Source organism: Bacillus sp. AFS012607, assembly GCF_002558005.1.
GTDB lineage: Bacteria > Bacillota > Bacilli > Bacillales > Bacillaceae_G > Bacillus_A > Bacillus_A thuringiensis_S.
In genome coordinates, this window is sequence record NZ_NTVM01000019.1 from 12,676 (window position 1) to 34,676 (window position 22,001).

Sequence of the window (22,001 nt, forward strand, 5' to 3'; positions counted from 1 at the left end):
TACTACTTTTTAGTCTTTTAGTTATAGTTATCATCAAAATAGCCAAAAACAAACTTACTATAATAAAGATCTCAGTTTAAAACCGTCTTTCAATGCGTTACTACACCAAAAAACATCTAATCTTCCAATCTCATTTCTTTTATCAGCTATTGGTTTATAAAAAACATTGAAATCATTGATATAGAGGGGTTTAACGCATTAATAACGCCTAGCGTTCACATAATATCAAACACTGAAATAACACCTTTATAACGTTTATTCGGCTAACCATTTTAACTATTCAAGTATGTATAAGTCATATTCGTAATTAATCTTATTTGCATTCTAATTTTCTTTCCCCTGATTAAAATGTATACCTCATTCCACTAGATATCCCTTGGATCCCCAAAATATATCATCAATAGTCTATCCATAATCCATAGAAACAACATGATATTTTAAAAGGCATCTTCGACAAACGTATTCCTCCCACCAATAACGCCTTTTATATTTTATGTATATTTTTTAGATATCTAATGTATATCTAAAAATACAAAAGATCAGAAATATCCCGAAATAACCCAACACATCTCGATTTATTATCTAATTTATATTTATTTTATATCTATTTTATATTTTAATTATATTTTTTTATTCATAAACCTTATAAAACCCTTGTTATTAAAGGTTTTATAGGTTATAATATATTTATTAGATATAAATTAGAAATAAATTTCATAGAGGTGATGTATAATGGCAAGTTTAAAAGGCAAAACTCTTCATATAGACATAGAAGGTGATATTGGGAACGATTCATTTAAAGGTTACATCAATGGTGAATACATAAAAATGAAAAATGTATATCAAAGTGTTTACTCAATGCCTAATGTTACAGAAACAAACATCCAAAAAAACGTAGTTAATTTAGTAGATAATATGTTCGTGAATATTGCTAGTAAATCAATTCGAAGATCCGGAATGTATTTCATTGGTAATCGAGCGATGTTAACAGGGAAAAATCCTAAAAACATGAACATTAAAGTCGGTCAAAAATACAATGATGATTTGCCTCTAATTAATATGCTAGGATTAATTGCAAACAAATCAGTTCAACTTGAATGGGAACGCACAGAAGAACTACCACAATCAATCAATGTGACTGTCGACCTTATTTCAGCTATCCCAGCAAGCCAATGGACACCCGTAAACGCTAAACATTTAGAACAGCGTTTTACTAATTCAAATCATGTTGTAGTGGTTTATGTAGGAGAAGAGCAGGTAACGGTTAGCTTAACATTTAATAGTGCAAACATTACACAAGAGGGTGTTCCTCCGTTATTTGCAATTCTTGAAGGGGAAGAGGAGATGTTTACTGATTTCACTAAACTATATGCAAAAAAACTTGAAATCAAAAAAATTGACGGCTCTTTCTTTAAAAACAAAAAGATTCTACATTCTGATATTGGGGATGGAACAACTGAGTATATCTATACAGTTGGCGTGAACCCAGTAATTGATGCTTGTAGCGGTGAAAGACGTGGTGTCGGTCATGCTACAGAAGAAGCTGTAAAATTATTAAATCAAGAACGTGGCACAAACATTAAACGCCAACAATTCTCTCAAATTCTTCAAGATATAGATCATAAATACCATGAAGAGGCAACAACCCACTTTAATATTACAAAAGTGGAACAAGCTGAACTAATCCTAGAAGATACAGATGAAAAATATGTAAACAATACAGCCAGTGAAGCTGAAGTTTTATGTGTGTATGGTGGGGGAAGTATTACTTTTAAAGATGAATTATATAATCAATTATTAGAGTATTGTGAGCGAGTTGGAATGTACTTATTGTGGATTCCAGAGAAATACGCTGTAGATATGAATGCTAAGGGGATGCAAATTATCAAGAAAATTCTTTCTCGAAAAAAGGTGAAATAGTATGTCCGACAAAAAAAGAGAATCCTTCTTCTGGAACCTCAAGAAGATTGAGAATGAAGAATTCTTTAAATGGTTCGAGTCACAAAGCAATATAGCCGATTCTTTGTATAAACTTGTTTGCTATTTTATTGATAAACACGGATTACAAGACGTGGCTGATTATAAGATACAACAACAAATGCAAAAAGAAATTTTACTTCAAGATAAAGACTTTTTAAATGATGTTAAGCGTATACTTTTAAATAATTCAAACCTTACTATTCAAAAAGAAAGCCAAGCAAATGAAGAAGAGATAGCCGATTCAAATAGAATAATCTCATCTAATGAAAAGAATTCTACTTCTAAAGATACACATAAAGAAAATGAATCAACAACTGAAAAAGCAGTACTAAAAGATGAATATGAAGATCTGGATACGGCCAATTTATTTGGTAACTAGCGTTATAAATCCATGATAAAAAGAGTCCCTAAAATAGGGACTCTTTTTATCATAAATTTAAGCTTTTTCTACATCTTATCAATAATAATTTGTCTTTTATACCACTGATTTAATTTATCTTTAGCCGTGCCTGAAAGGCGTTTTGTTTTCTTATTATAAAACCTAGAAAGGGTAGGTTGTGATATACCTATTTCTTTTGAAAGTTCTCGCATTGTAATATTTTTATTCATATGGAAGAATGATATTTTTTCTCTAATTGAATTTTCATAATCATCAACATCTAAAGTGTTATTTTCTATTTTCACAGGAGACTCTTCTTGTATGATCTCTACTGTTTTTTTCTTCACTATTTTTTCTATTGAATTCATTAATTCTTTCGGCGGTAAAATTATTATACCTAACTGAGCATAATAGTTCTTAAACCAATTCTTCTTTGTTAACATTTCCTCTTTTAAATCTTCACTGTACTCCCAATGTGATATTACCTTTTCCTTCTCTAAATCAATAAGAACATTTTCTAACTGTTCACGAATACGATTTGGCTTCTGATTTTGATTTATACCCATGACAGCCAGTAATCCCTTATCTCCTCCTATAGAGTAAGGCCTTTTTAAACTAGAGAACATTTGACGAATTCTCCATTGCCAAGTTAAATAACGAATCAATCTCTTATGATATTTATGTCTATAACTATTATATTCTAACGCTTTTTTTGATAATAGTGCCGTTGTACTACTAGAACCATATAAATAACTTGATAAGAAGCTCCCTGGCTTAATCCTGCAAGATTCTATCCCCATATATTCGTTAGTGTTAGTATCTCTCCAGAGTACCACAGAATCTAATACAAAAAGCCTCTTAATAACTTCTCGCTTTACTTCATAATGTTTACCTGCTTCAGCTCGATCATTTAATACAACTACCTCATTATCATCATTTAAATAGATAAAAATACTTGCTAAGGCAGCAATTCGTTTGGCAACCTTTATTTTATCTTCTGCTCGATAATATTCTGTGTTATTAGCCTTTGCTTTAGGTATACTACACATTTCTAATACCTGATTATATGAAAAGTCTATGAATTCATCAGGGGACTTTGCCTCATTTAACCATTGGATAGTAATTGCATCTAAACAGTCAGCAGTTAAATCATCCATATTACTCATTACACCATCAACCAATGTATTCCAACGAGCAGCTTCTTCAATATTTATTAATCTTAAATCTTCATCTTTATGTGAAGAAAGTTGTGCAACTCCACTACTATCTTTCGTTTCAATTGGATAAGATTTCAACTTTGTATTTTCATCTTCTTCAAATTGATTCTTTGCTATACCATCTCTTAATTTATAATAAACCGCAGAATTATTCACTTCATAGTAATTCTCGTGCTCTAAACTTGTATTAGATTCCTTTGGTTCCTGCACGGTTTCATTGTTAGCTCTTGAAAACTCTTGCTCCACAAATAATCCTATCGCCACATCAATTTCAATTTGGTAAGCTTCTATGTTGGTGAATATTTCCAAAGAGGAGATTCCCTTTTTTTGTTGCTGTTCAAGCCACTGTACAAGCATTGAAAATGATGGGGAAAAATAGTCCGAAGTTACGATCCTACTAGTATCTTCTTTAACTTCTAAGTAATAAGCATTCCATTTATACCACAATTGTTCATTATGTTTATAGATAGGTGCTGATATTACTAATGCATCTTTAAACAATTGTAGAACATTATCCATATACATCCTTCTCCTTATTTAATTTACAATTGAGAATGATTTAAACTTAAATCTATATAGCCTTATGATGTTCCTATTCATGAAAATAAAAAAGAATACAGTAAGTTCTATCCAACCATCCTTTAGTGATAATCTAGCACGTATGCTTATAACCACCTCTTTTACTGATTATACAAGACTGTATCCATTTGGAAAAGGTAAGACGTTATATGAAAACCAATATTTTTCAAGGGATTAACTGAAACATGAAATTCTTTTGCGATATCATGTCCCTTTTGACTAAACATGAAAAAGCTAGGTTATTCATGTTTTAACAGTTTCGCTGTATATATGGTAAAACTCATTAAATTTTGCATACAAAGTGAAAATTTATAGCGGTATCATGTCCCTTTTGATTAAAACATGAAAAAAATCCAGCCTAAAATGTTTCATGAAATTAAACTATATATTTTTTCATAATCTTTTCTATCCTTGATACAATAGGGTTTCTTCTATATTCAAGGTATGAAACAAGAAAATTTATAGCGGTATCATGTCCCTTTCGTGTTTCATAAATCCTCTTAAATCCCTTATATACCATACATTTATACCACATCTTCTCAAATTTCAGGGGATTATAAAACATGAAAATTTATAGCGGTATCATGTCCCTTTCTATCTGAAAAGATGAATCACTCCTAGCGGTATCATGTTCCTTTTATAAATGCCAAATTTCATATAAATCCCTTTAACATCAATGTTTATTAACGATTTTCATGTGAATTGTAATAAATAGAAATATGAAAATCCACAGCCCTATCATGTCCCTTATATTTTTGTGAAAATAAGCTTCCAATCCCATTAGAACAACGTTTATTAGCAGTTTATAACTCATTTTCTTGTTTATTCGGAACATGAAAATCCATAGTGATATCATGTCCATAAAAAAAATAGAACAAAACCCGAAACCCCTTGATATGAAAGGGATTAACGTACATTTCATTTTTTCATGTTTGCTCTTAAAGGGGCCCATTTCATCGAATTTTGATTTGCTATAATTAAAATCGGTATATTTTATATTGTACGGATATGTATATTTTAATTTGTATAGGAGGTGAAAAAGATGAGCAAATCATTTGTTATTCGTAATCAACGTAGTCTAAATGGACAATCTACTAATGCGGTTATAGTTACATTAAAATCTTGGCAAGCACTTGTTGATGCATTGGAAGGAAAATACTATAGCTATAAAGATACATACCTTGAAGATATTATTAATCAAATGTCGTATGAAGAACGTATTGCGGATATCGATGGATTTGTTGCACAGGCAAAGCCATCTTTTTCACGTCATACTATTTCAAAGACAATGGGAAGAAAACATAGATTGTACGGTATTACAAATGCAGATCTTGAAGTATTCCTTTATCTACATAAAAAATGCTATACAAATGGTATTATTCCAAACGTAACAGTACATATGCTTTGGGAAGACTATAAGCAATACAAAGAAGAATTGGCATGTATACAGCATTCTCAATTCTATATTGCATTAAGAAAATTAAGCCTACATAACATTATTACGATTGAAAATGAATTAGATAGTCGATACACAATTAAAATAACTCATTTTATGAATGAAGAAACAGAAAAAGCAAATCCTTATGTTTACATTAGTCCTGTAGTCTTTACAAAGGCTTTCTTTGAACTTTCAATAGCATCTAAGAAGCTATTCTTAGATATTGCTATGCAACAGCATAGAGAAACTACATTAAAACGTTCTTTAGACAAACAGGATGAAAGAGGTAATAAGACTCACTTTGGTGGGATGTACCGCTTTCTACATAAGAAGTATCCACATCAAATTCGTGCAGTTATGAAAGAACTAACGACTGTATTGCCTTGTACAGGAACTCCACTATTCAAAATCTGTAAACTACAAAAAGGGGTTCAAAACAAGAAAAAATACACGACTTTATTTTTATCTATTCATTCAGACTTCTTATGTGGAAAAGAATCAGGCGAACTACAGTATCGTGATCCTTTTACTCCAAAGGTTACGTATGCCCGTAAAGCCCGATTTATTGAATCTACACTACAAGAAATGCATATTGGGGAATTTACACGAGACATGAATAAATTTATTCATGTACTTAAAAATACCTGTCATCGACAAATCCGTAGTGTAATACATAGTTTGCGTGACATGATTGATCGCACTGAAAAATATCCAAGTAAGTTAGTATATACACTGAAAAAATTATTGAATCAAACATCACAGTATCATATTCTTGATACCGCAGCTAAAGAAGGGGTTTATCCTCTTATTACACAGCACGTACCAGCAAAACAAAAAGAGCAAGCTATATTTGATTTCGGATTGCATTTCTCTATGTACTCTCGCCGAAGCATCAAAAAGCTGTTCCGTAAAACATTTGAGTTATTAAAGAACAAATTTGCCGTACCTGTTACAGAGGAATCTTACCATCGTAATTATCTAAGATATCAAGAAGAAACATTATTTAGAAAATACGCTTATGAACAAGGTGCAAATCTAAATGCTTATATGGCTTTAGAAATAGAAATGCGTGAACTTCTAAAAATAAAAGGACATAAAGAACGCTTTATTCCTAGTGATGTACGTGAATTGTTCATTGAAAAGATAGATAAATTACCAAAAGAAAAGCTAAGGGTAATTGAAGTACCTGATAGCATAAATTTAATTACCTTTATACGTGCCTTGGAACAGCTGATACGTGCTGGAATTCAAGTAACATCAACTGAACAGGTATTAAAAGTAATGGAAGAAATGTAATCATTTTCAGCTCTCTATATTTGAAAAAAAAATCAAAGTAGAGGGCTATTCGTGTTGGCTCTATCATTCAAAGTCTTTCTATTAGATCCATTTATATACTTTTCTAAAAGATTCTATTGAAAATAGAATCTTTTTTTATGCACTTCTATACAATAAAAGTTATTCATCATTGTTAATTTCCACAATAGTAACTTGAAAAGGCATCCAATACCTATATAAATAGAGATTTTACTCTACATAAAATCATAAGAAAAATTAAATTTTTAGTGGATATGTTTATAAAAAGTATCATTTGTGAATAAAAATATCATACTATTGTTGCTATATAAGGGTTCTATAAGTAAATCTACTAAAATTCATCAAGTATTATGTGATTAAATATGAATAACTGAATTAAGTGGATTAAATCATGATTATTGTGTATAGATTGTGTACAAATAACTACAAATCGGGGACAACTATCGAGAATATCTTCTTATTTACGGGTGAATAAATATACTTATCGATGAATTATTTTTCTTCATTTTTTATGTAGGAATAGTGGTATTATTTTATGATTTTATGTAGAAAGGATTGTACAACAAAGTCTATTTTTACACTCCCATTACATACCATTTATGATTTTTTACAGTAGGGCATGTTAAAAACATTGTCATAGCAAGCTTTATTCTATATTTTATGAACCTATATAAGTTTTATCTTTATATTTTTAATATATATAAGATATATATTTATATAAGATTTTAAGAAAAGGGGGAATATTTCAGATAGGATGGGGACAAACAATATATTTTTAAATAAAAAACTATTTATATTATATATACTAATGTTTTTAAAATTTATTAATAAAAATTTTTAACCACTATACACATTAAATAATAATAACTAAATTACATATAAGTGTTAAATATCATTTTAGGTATAGTTACCACAACAAAGAGATTTACGTAATATAACAAATTAATAGTCCTTTACAAGAAGATGAATTACTGTTGCTTTAGGAAATTAATAGTTATAAACTTATAGGCAAAGTCGAGATCCTAGCTATAAGTTTGTAAAAATAGAGTATAAATTTATTATACTTTATTAAATTTTTTATACATGAATAGGAGTGATATTTATGCAACTAAAAAATGTAACACCTATGGGATTAAATGATGAGGTATTCAAAACAATTATTAATAAAACTGAAAATACATTTCCATCATTTTTTTTCATTAATCCGTCAGGTAATGTTGTCATACCAAAATATTTGAACAAGGATATATGTATGTATGCAGTTTTCGGTGAAACAATGGTTATAATTGATAATGAAATTGAGATATTAAGGCATCAACAAATATTGTATTTTAATGCTGAGGTGTACATTGAATTGAGAAATAATACAACTGAGAATGTAATTGTATATATTGATGGTGTAAATAAGTAATTGTTGATTAGAATTATTATAAATATTTGTGAAACACTTCACAAAAAATACACAATAAAAAATAGTCATTTCATGTATAGTAGGAGTAGTTGAAAATTTCATATTATTATTTGTGAAATACTTCACATGATTTAAGGCTTTACTTAATAGGCAAGATGAAAACAATAAGTTCCAACATTTTAAATCTATTTTTATAGTGATCTGGAGGCTTTAATATGACAAACAAGACAGATGAAAAAGAAGTACAAGCAATGGTCAACGTAGTAATTAAAGATGAAAATGATGTACAAGAAGTTGTTAATACTTTAGTTGAAAATGGAAAAGAAGCACTAAAAGCACTAGAATCTTATACGCAAGAGCAAGTAGATCATATTGTTCATGAAATGGCATTATCTGGATTAAATCAACATATGCCATTAGCAAAAATGGCGGTTGAGGAAACTGGTCGAGGTGTGTATGAGGATAAATGTACAAAGAACATATTTGCGACTGAATATATTTGGCATAGCATAAAAAAAGATAAGACTGTAGGAATTATTCATGAAGATCCACATGAAGAAGTCATCGAAATTGCCGAACCAGTAGGTGTAGTTGCTGGTGTGACACCAGTAACGAATCCTACTTCAACAACTATGTTTAAAGCAATTATTGCAATGAAAACACGAAATCCAATTATTTTTGCTTTTCATCCATCTGCTCAGCAATGCTCTGTTGCAGCGGCTAAAATTTTAAGAGATGCTGCAATTAAGGCAGGGGCACCGGAGAATTGCATTCAATGGATCGAAAAACCTTCTGTTGAGGCAACAAAAAGATTAATGAACCATGAGGGGGTTGCACTTGTTCTTGCAACCGGGGGTGCTGGAATGGTGAAATCAGCATATTCTACAGGGAAACCGGCCTTAGGGGTAGGACCTGGGAATGTACCTTGTTATTTAGAGAAATCAGCACATGTAAAACGAGCTGTTAATGATTTAATTTTATCAAAAACATTTGATAATGGTATGATTTGTGCTTCTGAACAAGCAATCATTGTAGATAAAGAAATCTATAATAGTGTAAAAAAAGAAATGCAAGACAACAATTGTTATTTTGTTACCGAAGAAGAGAGAATAAAACTAGAGAAGCTTGTTATTAATGAAAATACATGTGCAGTAAATAGTGATATTGTTGGGAAATCAGCACATTATATTGCTTCATTAGTAGGCATTAAGGTACCAGAAGATACAAAAATACTTGTAGCTGAAATTAAGGGAGTGGGTGCGGAATATCCACTATCACGTGAAAAATTGAGCCCAGTATTAGCTTGTATCAAAGCAAATTCACGAGAAGAAGGATTTAAATACTGTGAAGAAATGTTAAATTTGGGTGGCTTAGGGCATTCAGCAGTTATTCATTCTACAAATAAAGAAGTACAAAAACAATTTGGTTTAAGAATGAAAGCTTGTCGTCTTATTGTAAATTCACCGTCAGCACAAGGTGGGATTGGTGATATATATAACGCATTTATTCCATCTTTAACATTAGGTTGTGGATCATATGGTAAGAATTCTGTTTCCCAAAACGTAACAGCTACACATTTAATAAATGTAAAGCGTTTGGCGAATAGAAAAAATAATATGCAATGGTTCAAATTACCACCTAAGGTTTTTTTTGAAAAACATGCGACACAATATTTAGCTAAGATGCCAAACATTTCACGAGCATTCATTGTAACGGATCCAGGAATGGTAGAACTGGGATATGTGGATACAGTTACACATTACTTACAACAACATTTAAATGATGTAAAAGTAGGTGTTTTCTCAGAGGTAGAACCAGATCCATCAGATGAAACAGTTTTCAAGGGTGCTGAGATGATGAGAAGCTTCAAACCTGATGTAATTATTGCATTGGGCGGAGGTTCAGCAATGGATGCAGCAAAAGGAATGTGGCTATTTTATGAATATCCAGAAACAAAATTCTTTGGAATCAAACAAAAGTTTTTAGATATTAGAAAACGTACATGTAAGTTTCCAACATTAGGGCAAAAAGCACAATTTGTTGCGATTCCAACAACATCAGGAACAGGGTCAGAAGTGACACCATTCGCGGTTATTACAGATAAAAAAAATAATATAAAATATCCACTTGCTGATTATGAATTAACACCAGATGTAGCGATTATTGATCCACAGTTTGTAATGACAGTGCCACCTCATGTAACAGCAGACACTGGAATGGATGTGTTAACACATGCAATTGAAGCATACGTGTCTATTATGGCAAATGACTATACAGATGGATTGGCCTTAAAAGCCATTGATCTGGTATTTAAATATTTACCGAGAGCATATAAAAATGGAAATGATGAAGAAGCACGTGAGAAAATGCATAATGCTTCTGCAATTGCAGGTATGGCTTTTGCAAATGCATTTCTTGGTATTAATCATAGTTTGGCGCATAAGCTTGGACCAGAATTTCACATTCCACATGGACGCGCTAACGCAATCTTAATGCCGCATGTAATTCGCTATAATGCTATTAAGCCGAGAAAACATGCATTGTTCCCAAAATATGAGCATTTTGTGGCAGATGAACGTTATGCATATATTGCAAGAACATTGGGGTTGCCAGCAAGTACAGTAGAAGAAGGGGTAGAATCTTTGGTACAAGCAATTATCAGCCTTGGAAAAGAATTGAATATTAATATGAGTATTGCAGGACAAGGAGTAAAACAAGAAGCATTTGAAAATGTTGTGGATGTCTTATCGGAAAGAGCATTTGAAGATCAATGTACACCAGCAAATCCGAAACTCCCATTGATTTCAGAATTAAAAGAAGTCTATAAACAAGCATATAAAGGTGTGTAATAAGTTAAGTAGGTATAACTTTTTAAGTTCATAGATTTTGTATTTGATATTTGTAAATATATTGTATATGGGTGTTAAGGGGAAATATATATTATAAACAGCATTGTTTTAAATAGAACATCTAACAAAAATGCTGCCTAGATGACCTGTATGAAGGTAAGATGGGAGTGTACAAAGCTATGTCTAATTATAAGAAGTTAAATCAAGTAATTGAAAAAAAAGAGGAATTAATATCGCTTGTTAAGCAGTATGGATTCACTCATGAAAAGGTGCTTTGTTATAGTAGAGAATTAGATTTATTACTAGATGATTTGATGAAATCTAATAGAAATAATAAATAAATAAAATTTATATAAAAAAGAAATAAAATATATATATTTAAGATATATTTTAAATGAAAAGCGCTCTCCTATTTATAGGTGAGCGCTTTCTTATCTCCATTTCATCTATTTTGGTGAGGTTTTTTTATTACCAAGAATCTTATGCGTGATAAATCTCACAACATAAATGCACATATAATTTTACAATATAGTATGTAAGTTGATGGGAGGCTTTCTTTTTGATAAATCGTGATTACAACAAAAACCCATTTATTGTAATATGGGAGTTAACAAGAGCATGTGAATTAAAATGTCTACATTGTCGTGCTGAAGCTCAGCATTATCGCGATCCTTTTGAGTTAACATTAGAAGAAGGAAAAAAACTAATTGATGATATATATGAAATGGATAATCCGATGCTGGTTTTTACTGGTGGGGATCCATTAATGCGTTCGGATATATATGATATTGCTGAATACGCGGTGAAGAAAGGTATTCGGGTTTCCATGACACCCAGTGCTACTCCAAAGGTTACTAAAGAAGCGATTAAAAAAGCAAAAGATGTTGGGATTGCTAGATGGGCATTTAGTATAGATGGACCAACAGCTGAAGTACACGATCATTTTAGAGGAACAGAGGGGTCATTTAAATTAACAATGGATGCAATTCATCATTTAAATAAATTAAAAATCCCTATTCAAATTAATACAGTTGTTTCTAATTATAATTTGAGCGTACTTAAAGATATGGCAAATTTGGTAGAAGAATTAGGTTGTGTGTTGTGGAGTGTATTTTTCTTAGTCCCAACAGGACGTGGTAAAGAGAAAGATATGATTTCACCAATTCAACATGAAAGAGTGTTCCGCTGGCTATACCAGCTAAGCAGAACTGTTTCTTTTGATATAAAAACCACAGCTGCTCAGCACTATAGACGCGTTGTTCTTCAAGAAAAAATGAAAGGAATTAAAAAAATTGATCAAATTATTCAATATAGAGATGTACTGATGGAAGGGATGATGGACGGAATTAATGGATTTGGACGCGCTCCAAAAGGAGTGAATGATGGAAATGGCGTTGTATTTATTTCTCATATTGGAGATGTATACCCAAGTGGGCTATTGCCAATTAAAACCGGGAATATTAAATCAAAACCGATAGCTGAAATTTATCGAAATTCTCCTGTTTTTCAAAGCCTTCGTAATCCAGATAATTATAAAGGAAAATGCGGTGTTTGTGAGTTTCGATATGTTTGTGGGGGATCTCGTTCTAGGGCATTTGCGATGACGGGGGATTACATGGAAAGCGAACCTTTTTGTGTATATGTTCCAAAAGCATTGCAAAAAAAGTGTAAGAATTGAGCATGTCCCTTTTTTATAACCTGTTTTTATAAATTTTCTTATTGTATATTTCCAATATTTATGAGCAGATACTTTCTGCTCATAAATATTGGATTAGTGATGACTAATAATCGAAGAAAAGCAAGGGAATTATACTTATTTTAGGCGTATAATACGTTGATTTGAGCTTCCGCGAAATGGAAGAGTCAAATCTCTTTTTTGGATTTCAAATCTTCCATCAACTAAAACATCTCCATAATGTAACAGCTCAATCATATCTTTGTTTTGTGAGTTTTGTATCTCTTCTAGTGTATAGCCAGTGTAAATCCAAAGATTTTTGTTTAAACTTTTTACAGCCTTTGCAACTTCTTTGACCTCGATAGCTTGAAAAAATGGGTCACCACCTGAAAATGTTACATCAGTTAGAGGATTTGTGGATACTTCTTTTATAATTTCTTTCACACTCATCTCGGTACCATTATAAAGATTCCATGATTTGGGGTTATGGCAACCTAAACAATGATGCGGACAACCGGCAAAAAACACAACTGTCCGTAATCCTTCACCATCTACTACACTATCATGAATAATATTCATTACCTTCATTTATGTTTCACACGATCTGCTTCTTCACTACGCTTTGCATTGTTCCATTTTGACATGTCCCCTACAAGATATCCAGTAATACGGCGAATTCTTTCAATATGATGATCTTCTATATTTCCACAGCTAGGGCACTCATTTTCAATCACTCCATTATAGTCACAACATTTACAACGATCCACTGGGTGATTAATTGAACCATATCCTACTTCATACTGTGCCATTGCTTGAACAATCTGTTTTAAAGCCATTTGATTATGCGCTGCCGCCCCATCTAGTTCAATATACGTAATATGACCACCGTTGCAAAGAGCATGAAACGGTCCTTCTAAACGTATTTTATTAATTGCTTGAATAGGATAATAAACTGGAATATGAAATGAATTTGTATAGTAATCATGATCGGTTACACCTGTAATAGTTCCAAAATCAGCACGATCCTTTTTGATGAACTTCCCTGATAGTCCCTCGGCAGGAGTTGCAATTAAGGTGAAATTCAAGCAATGCTCTTTTGTTGCTTGGTCCATCTTTTTTCTCATAAAGGTAACAATTTCTTTTCCAAGTCGCCATGAATCTGTATCTTCCCCATGGTGTTTTCCTGTTAGGGCAACCAGGCATTCCGCAAGTCCAATAAAACCAAGACTCAATGTTCCTTGCTTTAAAATCTCAGTAACTGAGTCTTCTGGTTGTAGTTTTTCTCCATTGCGCCAAATCCCTTGTGAATATAGGAATTGAAAATCTCTTGCCTTTTTTGTACATTGATATGAATATCTTTCTAGCAATTGACGAATGCCAAGTTTGATATAATGATTTAACGATTTGAAAAATCCTTCTTTTGAATCATTTATTAAAGCCAATTTTACTAGATTAATAGAGGTAAATGATAGATTTCCTCTGCCAATTGCTGTCTCCTCACCATGAATATTAGACATCACACGAGTACGACACCCCATATAACATACTTCACTTTCTGGGTGCCCATTATAATACGCTGCATTAAATGGCGCATCTAAAAATGAAAAGTTAGGGAACAATCGCTTCGCTGTTGTTTCTAATGCAAGTTCAAATAAATCATAATTTGGATCTTTTTCTTCAAAATTTACACCTTTTTTTAACTTAAAAATTTGAATGGGGAAAATAGGCGTTTCGCTTTTTCCTAATCCCGCTTGTGTTGCCTGTAGTAATTGTTTAATTAATAGTCTTCCTTCCTTTGATGTGTCCGTTCCATAATTAATTGAAATAAACGGAACTTGTCCACCACCACGGCTATGCATACTATTGGAATTATGAATAAATGCTTCACATGCTTGATATGTATCGTTTTCTGTTTCTCTCCATGCAAACACTTCGATTTGTTCTTTTGTTAGCGGATAGTCTATTAACTTTTTCTTATTTCTTTCAAATGTTTTCCTCACATAGGGTGCTAAATCTATATCAAACATGGCAAGAGATTGCCCACCATGCTGCATATTTTGATTAGCTTGAAGAATAATAGACGAGAGTGCTAATGCACTTTTAATATCTTGTGGTTGTCTCATATGGCCATGTCCAGTGTGGAACCCTTTTTTCAGCAATTGTGCTAAAGGGATTTGTGAACAAGTGGTTGTTCCTGTTGCATAAAAATCTAAATCGTGTGGGTATAAAATATTTTGATTAATAGCTTCTTTTACTTGTTTAGAAAGCAAATGTTCCCTTATATAAAGTTTTGCGCTCTCTGATGCAAATGTTCCCATCATTCCCATTGGAGATCGACCATCAACATTTGCATTTTCTTGCATTAAGTCTTGATCGTTACTTTTTATAATTTTATCAAAAGTTGTCCATAAAGTATTCTTTTGCTGTTTTACATTGTCTGAGGTGTTCATCAAACCCACTCCTGTTCAATATATAGTGATTAACTTTGATAAATGATACTATATATAGTATATTTCTGCAATGGTACTAATAAATGAAGTATGTGATTTTTTCTTTTTAGAAGAGACTAAATTTCGAAGTTTATCGTAATATTTTGCTCATAAAAAAATGAAAAGATATAGAATGATTCAATTATTTATAAATAAAAATTCTTTTATTTTAGGTTCAAAGAGTGAGGGTATCAACAGAGAGTAAAAACACACTGAAAAATGTTTTATTTTTATAAAATAAAAGTTATAAAAATAGAATGCAGTGATTTCACTCACAGTATTTTTTTAAAACATAGTTTATCTTATAAGGGAAGAGTGAGTATGAGAAATTCATTTTATTTTACTATTTGGGATGGGTATTCCCTAAATTGGTGGAGTATGATTACCAGTGGGGGGATTCTTTCACTGGTAAAGTTTTTTATCTATAAATTTAATGATATATATGCTACTTATTAGCATTCTTACGTAACATTTTGAAAAAAATTAAATATGAGGTGTGGAAGAATGAAGTTAATTATTCCAAAGCAGCATGGAGCCTGGGGAATGCTGCTTATTCCATTTGTTTTAGGTATTTTAACGGGTAAATGGACATGGTATCATATCCCTCTTTTTTTAGCGTGGCTTTTTGTGTATTTAGCTACATATCCCTTATTAATGTATGTAAAACAGCCGCGAAAGAAGTATTATTTATATTATTTTTTTCTGTACTTTGGTGAGGCTTGTATATGTACAGCTATTGCTCTTAGTTATGAATGGCGTATAGTTTACTTTTCTATTATTATGCTCCCGTTTTTTTGTATAAACATTTATTTTTCTAGCAAAAAAAATGAACGAGCTTTATTAAATGATGTATGTGCAATTATTTTGTTTTGTATAGGGGGAATTATTAGTTATTACTTCACAATGAAAACAGTCGATAAAAATATATTGATAATAGCGACTATAGCATTTTTATATTTTATGGGAAGTACGTTTTATGTAAAAACAATGATACGTGAAAAAAAGAATCCAACGTATCGCATTCTGTCATGGTGGTACCATTTATTACTTGTGATTGTTACGCTTATTTTATCACCAACGATTACCATTATTTTTATCCCAAGTTTGATACGGTCTATAGTACTGTATGGGAGAAATATTTCAATCTTAAAAGTGGGGATTTTAGAGAGTATAAATGCTATTTACGTTTTTATTACTACAATAATAGTATTTAAATATTTTATCTTGTAAAGGCTAATAATGCTTCATATTGTTTATTTAATATTTATATATTAATGTGTTAAGAATTTCTATTGTGTTAATATTTTCTCCAATACTAATACTGGATGTAGAAAGGATTGTATAAATAATGACTTTTTACCAAAAATTAATGCCGTATTATGATGAAATTTTTCCGGAAAATGAAAAACAATTGAATTTTATTGCTTCTTATTTACAAGAGGGGGACTCCGTAATTGATGTAGGTGCGGCAACAGGGAATGTGGCTAATGCATTAGTTGAAAAAGGAATGATTGTCACTGCGATGGAGCCAGAGAAAAAAATGGCTGATAAAATTTCTGAGAAGGCTATAACGCATAAGGGAAAACTTTTTGTAAATACACTTAGGATGCAGCAAATAGACAATGTACCTGGGATATTTGATGGTATTTATTGTATTGGAAATACGTTGGTTCATTTAGACAATTTACAGGAAATTACTGATTTTATTCAAAGTTCTTTTAAAAAACTTAAGAAAAATGGAAAGTTTATAGTTCAAATTGTAAACTATGAAAAAGTATTAAATCAAAAAAAGTTCATATTTCCAGTAATTAAGAAAGAACATTTCTCATTCAAACGAGATTATGCAATAGAGAGAAACAAGGTGCTATTTACTGTAACATTAAATACAAGTGGTGAAGAATTCTCAAATAGTATAGAGTTATATCCAATTACAAAAAAACAATTACTTCCCATATTAATAGATTGTGGATTTGAGTCAGTAGAAACTTACGCTAATTTTGATAAAAAAATATATTCACTTAATGGTCCGGCATTAGTAATTGTAGCAACAAAATAAATTTTAAAAACACCTGAGTAGAAAGTTGTTACTCAGGTGTTTTTTTATTAATTTTTTAAAATGTGATTCTAGTCCTCTTTTAATTATAAAAAAGTTTATATAATTCAGTGGTAAATCGAATCTGATTGAGGAGGAATTGAGTTATATGGGCAAAGAAATTAAGTTAACTAAAGATATATATTGGGTAGGAAAAGTTGATAATAGAGAAGTTCCATTTCATCGTTTAATCTTAGCAAAAGGAACAACTTATAACGCGTACTTGCTAAAAACGGAAAAACCAACAGTTATTGATACAGTTGATATAGAGTTTGGAAGAGAATTTGTAGAATCATTAAGTAAATTAATTGATCCACAAGAAATTCAGTATATCGTAGTGAATCATACAGAGCCCGACCATTCAGGGGGATTGGCAGCATTAGCATCAAGAGCTACTAATGCAACGATTGTATGTACAGAAATTGCAGTACCAGAAATACAAGAGATGTATAAACTGCATAATCGAAAGTTTTTAATAGTAAAAGATGGTGATACATTAGACATTGGTGGAAAAACATTGAAATTTAAAGAAACGCCATATCTTCATACTGAAGAAACAATGATTACCTACTGTGTAGAGGATAAAATTTTATTTCCTTGTGATATTTTTAGTACTCATATAGCAAATGACGAGATTTTCAGTGATAAAGCGAATGTAGATATTACGGAAGATTTTATTGGTTATTATAATGCCATTATCCATCCACATAGAAGATATGTAAGAACATTAATAGAAGCTCTAAAAGATTTGGATGTACAAATGATTGCACCATCTCATGGCTACATTTTACGTCAGGATATACAGAAGTATATTAAATTATATGCGGATATGAGTAGAGATACGAATCAAGATAAGAAAGTAACAATTGTATATACAACAATTAAAAATAATACAAAAAAAGTGGCAAATATTATTAAAGAAACTTTAGAAGCAGATAATATTCATGTAACAGTATTTAACGCTGATAAATCAAAAAAATCAGAGGTTTTAAAGAGTATTCAAGAAGCAGATGCAGTCTTCATAGGATCTTCAACTAGATATGCAGATATGATTGGTAATTTAGAAGAAATTTTAAAAGAAATGACAGAAATGAACCTAGAAGGAAAAATTGCAGCTTCATTCGGTTCATATGGTTGGAGTGGAGAGGCAATTGAAGTGATACAAGATTACCTCAATGAAACAAATATGAATGTACAAAGCACATCAAAAGTTATCCAATCTACAGGTATGACTCATGTTGAATTTCCTATTCGGATTAGATTCTCTCCAAAAGATGAGGGGAAAGTAAAGAAAATCCAACATGCAACAACATTTGTTACAGATTTATTATTGAGTTCTATTTAATAGAAAAATGGAGGTGAAAACATGGAAAAGAATTTTGTTATTATTGGGAGTGGTGTAGCTGCTGTAAATGCCGCTAAAACTATTAGAGAGTATGATAAAGGATCAAATATATTTATTTTTGGTGAAGAGCCATTACTACCTTATAAAAGAATTAAATTATCAAAGGATCTGTATTCAGATTTACACAGTGAAAAAGTGTTAATTAAAAAGAAAAAGTGGTATCAAGATAATCACATATCAGTTTTTATAAATACAAAGGTGGTAAAAATTAATACAGATGAGCAATTTATTGTTACATCCAATGAAGCGGTATTTTCTTATCATAAACTATTAATTTGTACAGGAGCGAATAATAGAAGATTAGAGATAAATGGAATTAATAAAAAAAATATTTTTACTATTAGGGACATGAAAGAAGCAAATGAGCTTAAAGGTCATTTAGAGGACAAAGAAAGTGTTGTGACCATTGGTGGGGGTGTACAAGGTTTAGAAACAGCATGGTCTATTCTGAAAGCTGGTAAAAAGGTATCCATTGTAGAAGTAGCTCCTTTATTAATGAGAAGACAATTAGATACAAAATCTTCGCTTCTCTTGAAACGAAAAATTGAAAAGGAAGGAGTAAAGGTGTATTTAAATACTTCTATTGATTCTATTCTCGGGAAAGAATCTGTAACTGGCATAAAGATGAACGACAATTCTCAAATTAATTGTGATAGTATTGTTTACTCAATTGGCGTTACTCCGAACACTAAACTTGTACATGATACGGCTATTAAATTAAATAGAGGAATTGTTGTGGATGAGGAGATGAGAACAAATATAGACTCCGTATACGCTGCGGGAGATGTTGCAGAAGTAAATAATGAAATTGAAGGCTTATGGGGGACTGCCTTGGAACAAGGAAGAGTAGCAGGTAGTAATATGGTCTCTAAAACTGCTATTTATAAAAAAGAAATTCCAACTACTATTTTTAACGCATTCAATGTATCTTTATTTTCAATTGGAGTTGTTAATGAAGAGCAATGTGATACAACAATTGTTGAAGAAGACGGTAAGGAGAAGTATACAAGGTTATTTATTAAGGATAATAAAATAGTCGGTGTGATTTCATTAGAAGGAGTTGCGGCATCTATTCCTTACAAATCTGCGATTGAAAAGCATGTATCGTTAGAAGGAATAGATTTATTAAATACAAACATAAGTGAAATAATGAGCAAGTTAAAAGAAAAAATATAAAGCTGTACAAAAAGGAGAGGAAATCATGAAAAAATACATTTGTTTACCATGTGGATATATTTATAACCCAGAGGTAGGGGATCCAGATGAGGATATAGAACCAGGAACAAGTTTCGAAGATTTACCAGAGGACTGGGTTTGTCCTGTGTGCGGAGAAGATAAAAATCATTTTGCACCACTAGATGAATAAGAAGGAAAAAACAATGAGAATACTGCACAGTATTCTCATTGTTTTTTATATTTTTGAATGTGATTCTGGTCACAGAAATATTCTTTGAAAAATCCTATAATAGTTATGTAGCAGATACTTATACCGATACAGCCATTTTCGGTACACTCTATAGGGCCCTGGCGCCACCCTTTCTCCTCAGGGCCTTATTTTTCTATGCCATATTCAAAATATATTTATGAAGATAGTGTATATCACTGTCTTTATAAACATATAGTTGTGATTGGGGTCACTGCAATATTTGATAAAAATGTCTATAATAACCTTGGATATCATTATATTTTTAATTCTATAGTTAAAGTAAGGTGAGAAAATATGGACGATAATCATAAAAAATCAAGAGAGCTTTGCCCAAGAAAAGTACTAATTTTTAAGACCCTTTCCGAAGAGGAAATTAGTAATATAGCTTCAATGACAAAACATAGGAAGTTTAAAAAGGGTCAGCCATTAATTCTTGAGGGAGATAAATCAGATACATTATTTATTATTAATAGTGGACAAGTAAAGCTATGTACATTAACTCTTCAAGGGAAAGAGCAAATATTGCATATACTAACAAGTGGTGAATCCTTTTGTGAATTAAATATATTTAATTATGATGAAAAAAGTAATTTTAGTGCGTATGCTATAGAAGATACTCATATCTGTATGCTAAAAAAAGAAAATATGGATTATATAATGGAACGAAATCCAAGTATTGCATTAAAGTTGTTAAAAGTTGTCACAAAACGTTTAGCTAAGATAGAGAATTTAGTGCAAAATTTAGCTACAAACAATCCTGAAGTTAGAATTGCTCACATATTATTGGAGTTTTGTGATAAATATGGCAAAAGTACTGAGGATGGAATACTTATTAACTTGCCATTGACACGAGAGGAATTGGCAAATTATGCGGGGGTAACAAGAGAGACTATTAGTCGTAAATTGAATAAGTTTGAAAGTTTAGGACTAATGGCCTCTGTTGGAAATAAGAAAATAATAATAAAAAATCAGTTAGCTATTAGAAGACTTATCAGTTTCTGACAAAAGCCCCCTTTCTCAGAATATAAAAGAGGAGTTATTACAAATTAGCAAGTATTTTAATTGTATAAATTCTTAAAATCATTATATATGAGGAAATCACAAAAAGGGAATATGTGTTACCAATCGGTTTAATTGATAAGGTATGGATTTTTTGAGCCACAGAATATCACATGCCTTATAATCAAACGTGAACTACCCGCCACTTAACGTCCTAACGGACTGTTTGAAGTGGGGGCTTCTCGGTTAGTCGTTACTTTTGGTAGCTAACGAATTCGTCCTAAGACAGCCGAGCTAACTCCCTTGTTCCAAGGGTTATTTTATTGCTATCTATGCTAACGCCAATAGGCGTATTGCTTCATTTTTGATATTGATAGCTGCGTTATAATCTCTATCGAGATTTACACCGCATATACAAGAATAGACTCGCTCAGACAATGACATATTTTTCACATTTCCACAACTGCTACATGTTTTTGTGGAAGGAAACCATTTGTCTATTTTCACAAGCTGTTTGCCTTGTTCATTTAGTTTATAAGCTAAGAAAGAAGTGAACATACCCCAAGCATTATCAGCGACGCTTTTTCCAAAATGAAGTGCTTGCGATATTCCCTTCATATTTAGATCTTCAATAGCTACAACATCAAAATGAGTAGCTAAATCTTTAGACTTATGATGAAGGAAGTTCTTACGTTGGTTTGCTACTTTTTCATGCAGCTTAGCTACACGGATACGTTGTTTATTCCAA

17 protein-coding genes are annotated in these 22,001 nt (G+C 31.4%); 13 read left to right on the top strand and 4 right to left on the bottom strand.

Annotated elements, in window-relative coordinates; translation table 11 throughout:
* The first annotated feature begins 732 nt into the window (after positions 1-732).
* Positions 733-1,920, top strand: a complete 1,188-nt coding sequence (locus tag CN409_RS21425; RefSeq protein WP_000157615.1) for a ParM/StbA family protein — start codon at positions 733-735, stop codon at positions 1,918-1,920.
* 1 nt (position 1,921) lies between these two features.
* The gene (locus CN409_RS21430) at positions 1,922-2,359 is read left to right on the top strand and encodes a hypothetical protein (protein ID WP_097981940.1); all 438 of its coding nucleotides are present in this window, start codon (positions 1,922-1,924) and stop codon (positions 2,357-2,359) included.
* 68 nt (positions 2,360-2,427) lie between these two features.
* Here the strand turns inward: CN409_RS21430 and CN409_RS21435 are convergent, their stop codons facing one another.
* Positions 2,428-4,095 (bottom strand): helix-turn-helix domain-containing protein, encoded by a 1,668-nt coding sequence (locus CN409_RS21435; protein ID WP_097981942.1) that lies wholly within the window; start codon positions 4,093-4,095, stop codon positions 2,428-2,430.
* Positions 4,096-5,197: 1,102 nt separating this feature from the next.
* On the opposite strand from CN409_RS21435, the gene CN409_RS21445 reads away from it, so the two are divergent.
* From CN409_RS21445 to CN409_RS21465, 5 genes are all read left to right on the top strand, one after another.
* On the top strand, positions 5,198-6,889 hold the full coding sequence (locus CN409_RS21445) for a hypothetical protein (RefSeq protein WP_097981945.1): 1,692 nt from the start codon (positions 5,198-5,200) through the stop codon (positions 6,887-6,889).
* Positions 6,890-8,009: 1,120 nt separating this feature from the next.
* On the top strand, positions 8,010-8,318 hold the full coding sequence (locus tag CN409_RS21450) for a hypothetical protein (RefSeq protein WP_001176240.1): 309 nt from the start codon (positions 8,010-8,012) through the stop codon (positions 8,316-8,318).
* A 251-nt stretch (positions 8,319-8,569) separates the two neighbouring features.
* Positions 8,570-11,167 carry a bifunctional acetaldehyde-CoA/alcohol dehydrogenase gene (gene adhE, locus CN409_RS21455; protein ID WP_097981957.1) on the top strand — a complete coding sequence of 866 codons (2,598 nt, stop codon included), beginning with the start codon at positions 8,570-8,572 and terminating at the stop codon, positions 11,165-11,167.
* A gap of 179 nt (positions 11,168-11,346) precedes the next feature.
* Positions 11,347-11,508 carry a Spo0E family sporulation regulatory protein-aspartic acid phosphatase gene (locus CN409_RS21460; protein ID WP_002090341.1) on the top strand — a complete coding sequence of 54 codons (162 nt, stop codon included), beginning with the start codon at positions 11,347-11,349 and terminating at the stop codon, positions 11,506-11,508.
* A gap of 218 nt (positions 11,509-11,726) precedes the next feature.
* Positions 11,727-12,845 (top strand): TIGR04053 family radical SAM/SPASM domain-containing protein, encoded by a 1,119-nt coding sequence (locus tag CN409_RS21465; protein ID WP_141527729.1) that lies wholly within the window; start codon positions 11,727-11,729, stop codon positions 12,843-12,845.
* Positions 12,846-12,980: 135 nt separating this feature from the next.
* On the opposite strand, the gene nrdG is transcribed toward CN409_RS21465, so the two are convergent.
* Entirely contained in the window at positions 12,981-13,430 is a 450-nt protein-coding gene (nrdG, locus tag CN409_RS21470; protein ID WP_097981946.1) for an anaerobic ribonucleoside-triphosphate reductase activating protein, read from the bottom strand.
* On the bottom strand, positions 13,427-15,292 hold the full coding sequence (locus CN409_RS21475; RefSeq protein ID WP_097981948.1) for an anaerobic ribonucleoside triphosphate reductase: 1,866 nt from the start codon (positions 15,290-15,292) through the stop codon (positions 13,427-13,429). The genes nrdG and CN409_RS21475 overlap by 4 nt, the downstream gene beginning before the upstream one ends.
* A 543-nt stretch (positions 15,293-15,835) precedes the next feature.
* Here CN409_RS21475 and CN409_RS21480 point away from each other — a divergent pair.
* From CN409_RS21480 to CN409_RS21510, 6 genes are all read left to right on the top strand, one after another.
* Complete coding sequence (locus CN409_RS21480; RefSeq protein WP_097981949.1) at positions 15,836-16,561, top strand: YwiC-like family protein; 726 nt, start codon at positions 15,836-15,838, stop codon at positions 16,559-16,561.
* A 118-nt stretch (positions 16,562-16,679) separates the two neighbouring features.
* Positions 16,680-17,387: a class I SAM-dependent methyltransferase gene (locus CN409_RS21485; RefSeq protein WP_097981951.1), complete on the top strand. Its 708-nt coding sequence runs from the start codon at positions 16,680-16,682 to the stop codon at positions 17,385-17,387.
* Between the two features lie 145 nt (positions 17,388-17,532).
* Complete coding sequence (locus CN409_RS21490) at positions 17,533-18,768, top strand: FprA family A-type flavoprotein (protein WP_097981952.1); 1,236 nt, start codon at positions 17,533-17,535, stop codon at positions 18,766-18,768.
* Positions 18,769-18,789: 21 nt separating this feature from the next.
* A complete protein-coding gene (locus CN409_RS21495; RefSeq protein ID WP_097981954.1) occupies positions 18,790-20,004 on the top strand; it encodes an NAD(P)/FAD-dependent oxidoreductase in 1,215 nt (404 codons plus the stop codon).
* A gap of 25 nt (positions 20,005-20,029) precedes the next feature.
* On the top strand, positions 20,030-20,194 hold the full coding sequence (gene rd / locus CN409_RS21500; protein WP_000759867.1) for a rubredoxin: 165 nt from the start codon (positions 20,030-20,032) through the stop codon (positions 20,192-20,194).
* Between the two features lie 354 nt (positions 20,195-20,548).
* Complete coding sequence (locus tag CN409_RS21510; protein WP_000342564.1) at positions 20,549-21,256, top strand: Crp/Fnr family transcriptional regulator; 708 nt, start codon at positions 20,549-20,551, stop codon at positions 21,254-21,256.
* A gap of 327 nt (positions 21,257-21,583) precedes the next feature.
* On the opposite strand, the gene CN409_RS21515 is transcribed toward CN409_RS21510, so the two are convergent.
* On the bottom strand, positions 21,584-22,001 hold a 418-nt coding region (locus CN409_RS21515), incomplete at its 5' end, for an RNA-guided endonuclease InsQ/TnpB family protein (protein WP_141527730.1).

Bases quoted from the DNA above. Each gene is read 5' to 3' on its own strand.
- CN409_RS21425 (WP_000157615.1), top strand. From the start codon at position 733: ATGGCAAGTTTAAAAGGCAAAACTCTTCATATAGACATAGAAGGTGAT.
- CN409_RS21430 (WP_097981940.1), top strand. From the start codon at position 1,922: ATGTCCGACAAAAAAAGAGAATCCTTCTTCTGGAACCTCAAGAAGATT.
- CN409_RS21435 (WP_097981942.1), bottom strand. From the start codon at position 4,095: ATGGATAATGTTCTACAATTGTTTAAAGATGCATTAGTAATATCAGCA.
- CN409_RS21445 (WP_097981945.1), top strand. From the start codon at position 5,198: ATGAGCAAATCATTTGTTATTCGTAATCAACGTAGTCTAAATGGACAA.
- CN409_RS21450 (WP_001176240.1), top strand. From the start codon at position 8,010: ATGCAACTAAAAAATGTAACACCTATGGGATTAAATGATGAGGTATTC.
- adhE (WP_097981957.1), top strand. From the start codon at position 8,570: ATGGTCAACGTAGTAATTAAAGATGAAAATGATGTACAAGAAGTTGTT.
- CN409_RS21460 (WP_002090341.1), top strand. From the start codon at position 11,347: ATGTCTAATTATAAGAAGTTAAATCAAGTAATTGAAAAAAAAGAGGAA.
- nrdG (WP_097981946.1), bottom strand. From the start codon at position 13,430: ATGAAGGTAATGAATATTATTCATGATAGTGTAGTAGATGGTGAAGGA.
- CN409_RS21475 (WP_097981948.1), bottom strand. From the start codon at position 15,292: ATGAACACCTCAGACAATGTAAAACAGCAAAAGAATACTTTATGGACA.
- CN409_RS21480 (WP_097981949.1), top strand. From the start codon at position 15,836: ATGAAGTTAATTATTCCAAAGCAGCATGGAGCCTGGGGAATGCTGCTT.
- CN409_RS21485 (WP_097981951.1), top strand. From the start codon at position 16,680: ATGACTTTTTACCAAAAATTAATGCCGTATTATGATGAAATTTTTCCG.
- CN409_RS21490 (WP_097981952.1), top strand. From the start codon at position 17,533: ATGGGCAAAGAAATTAAGTTAACTAAAGATATATATTGGGTAGGAAAA.
- CN409_RS21495 (WP_097981954.1), top strand. From the start codon at position 18,790: ATGGAAAAGAATTTTGTTATTATTGGGAGTGGTGTAGCTGCTGTAAAT.
- rd (WP_000759867.1), top strand. From the start codon at position 20,030: ATGAAAAAATACATTTGTTTACCATGTGGATATATTTATAACCCAGAG.
- CN409_RS21510 (WP_000342564.1), top strand. From the start codon at position 20,549: ATGGACGATAATCATAAAAAATCAAGAGAGCTTTGCCCAAGAAAAGTA.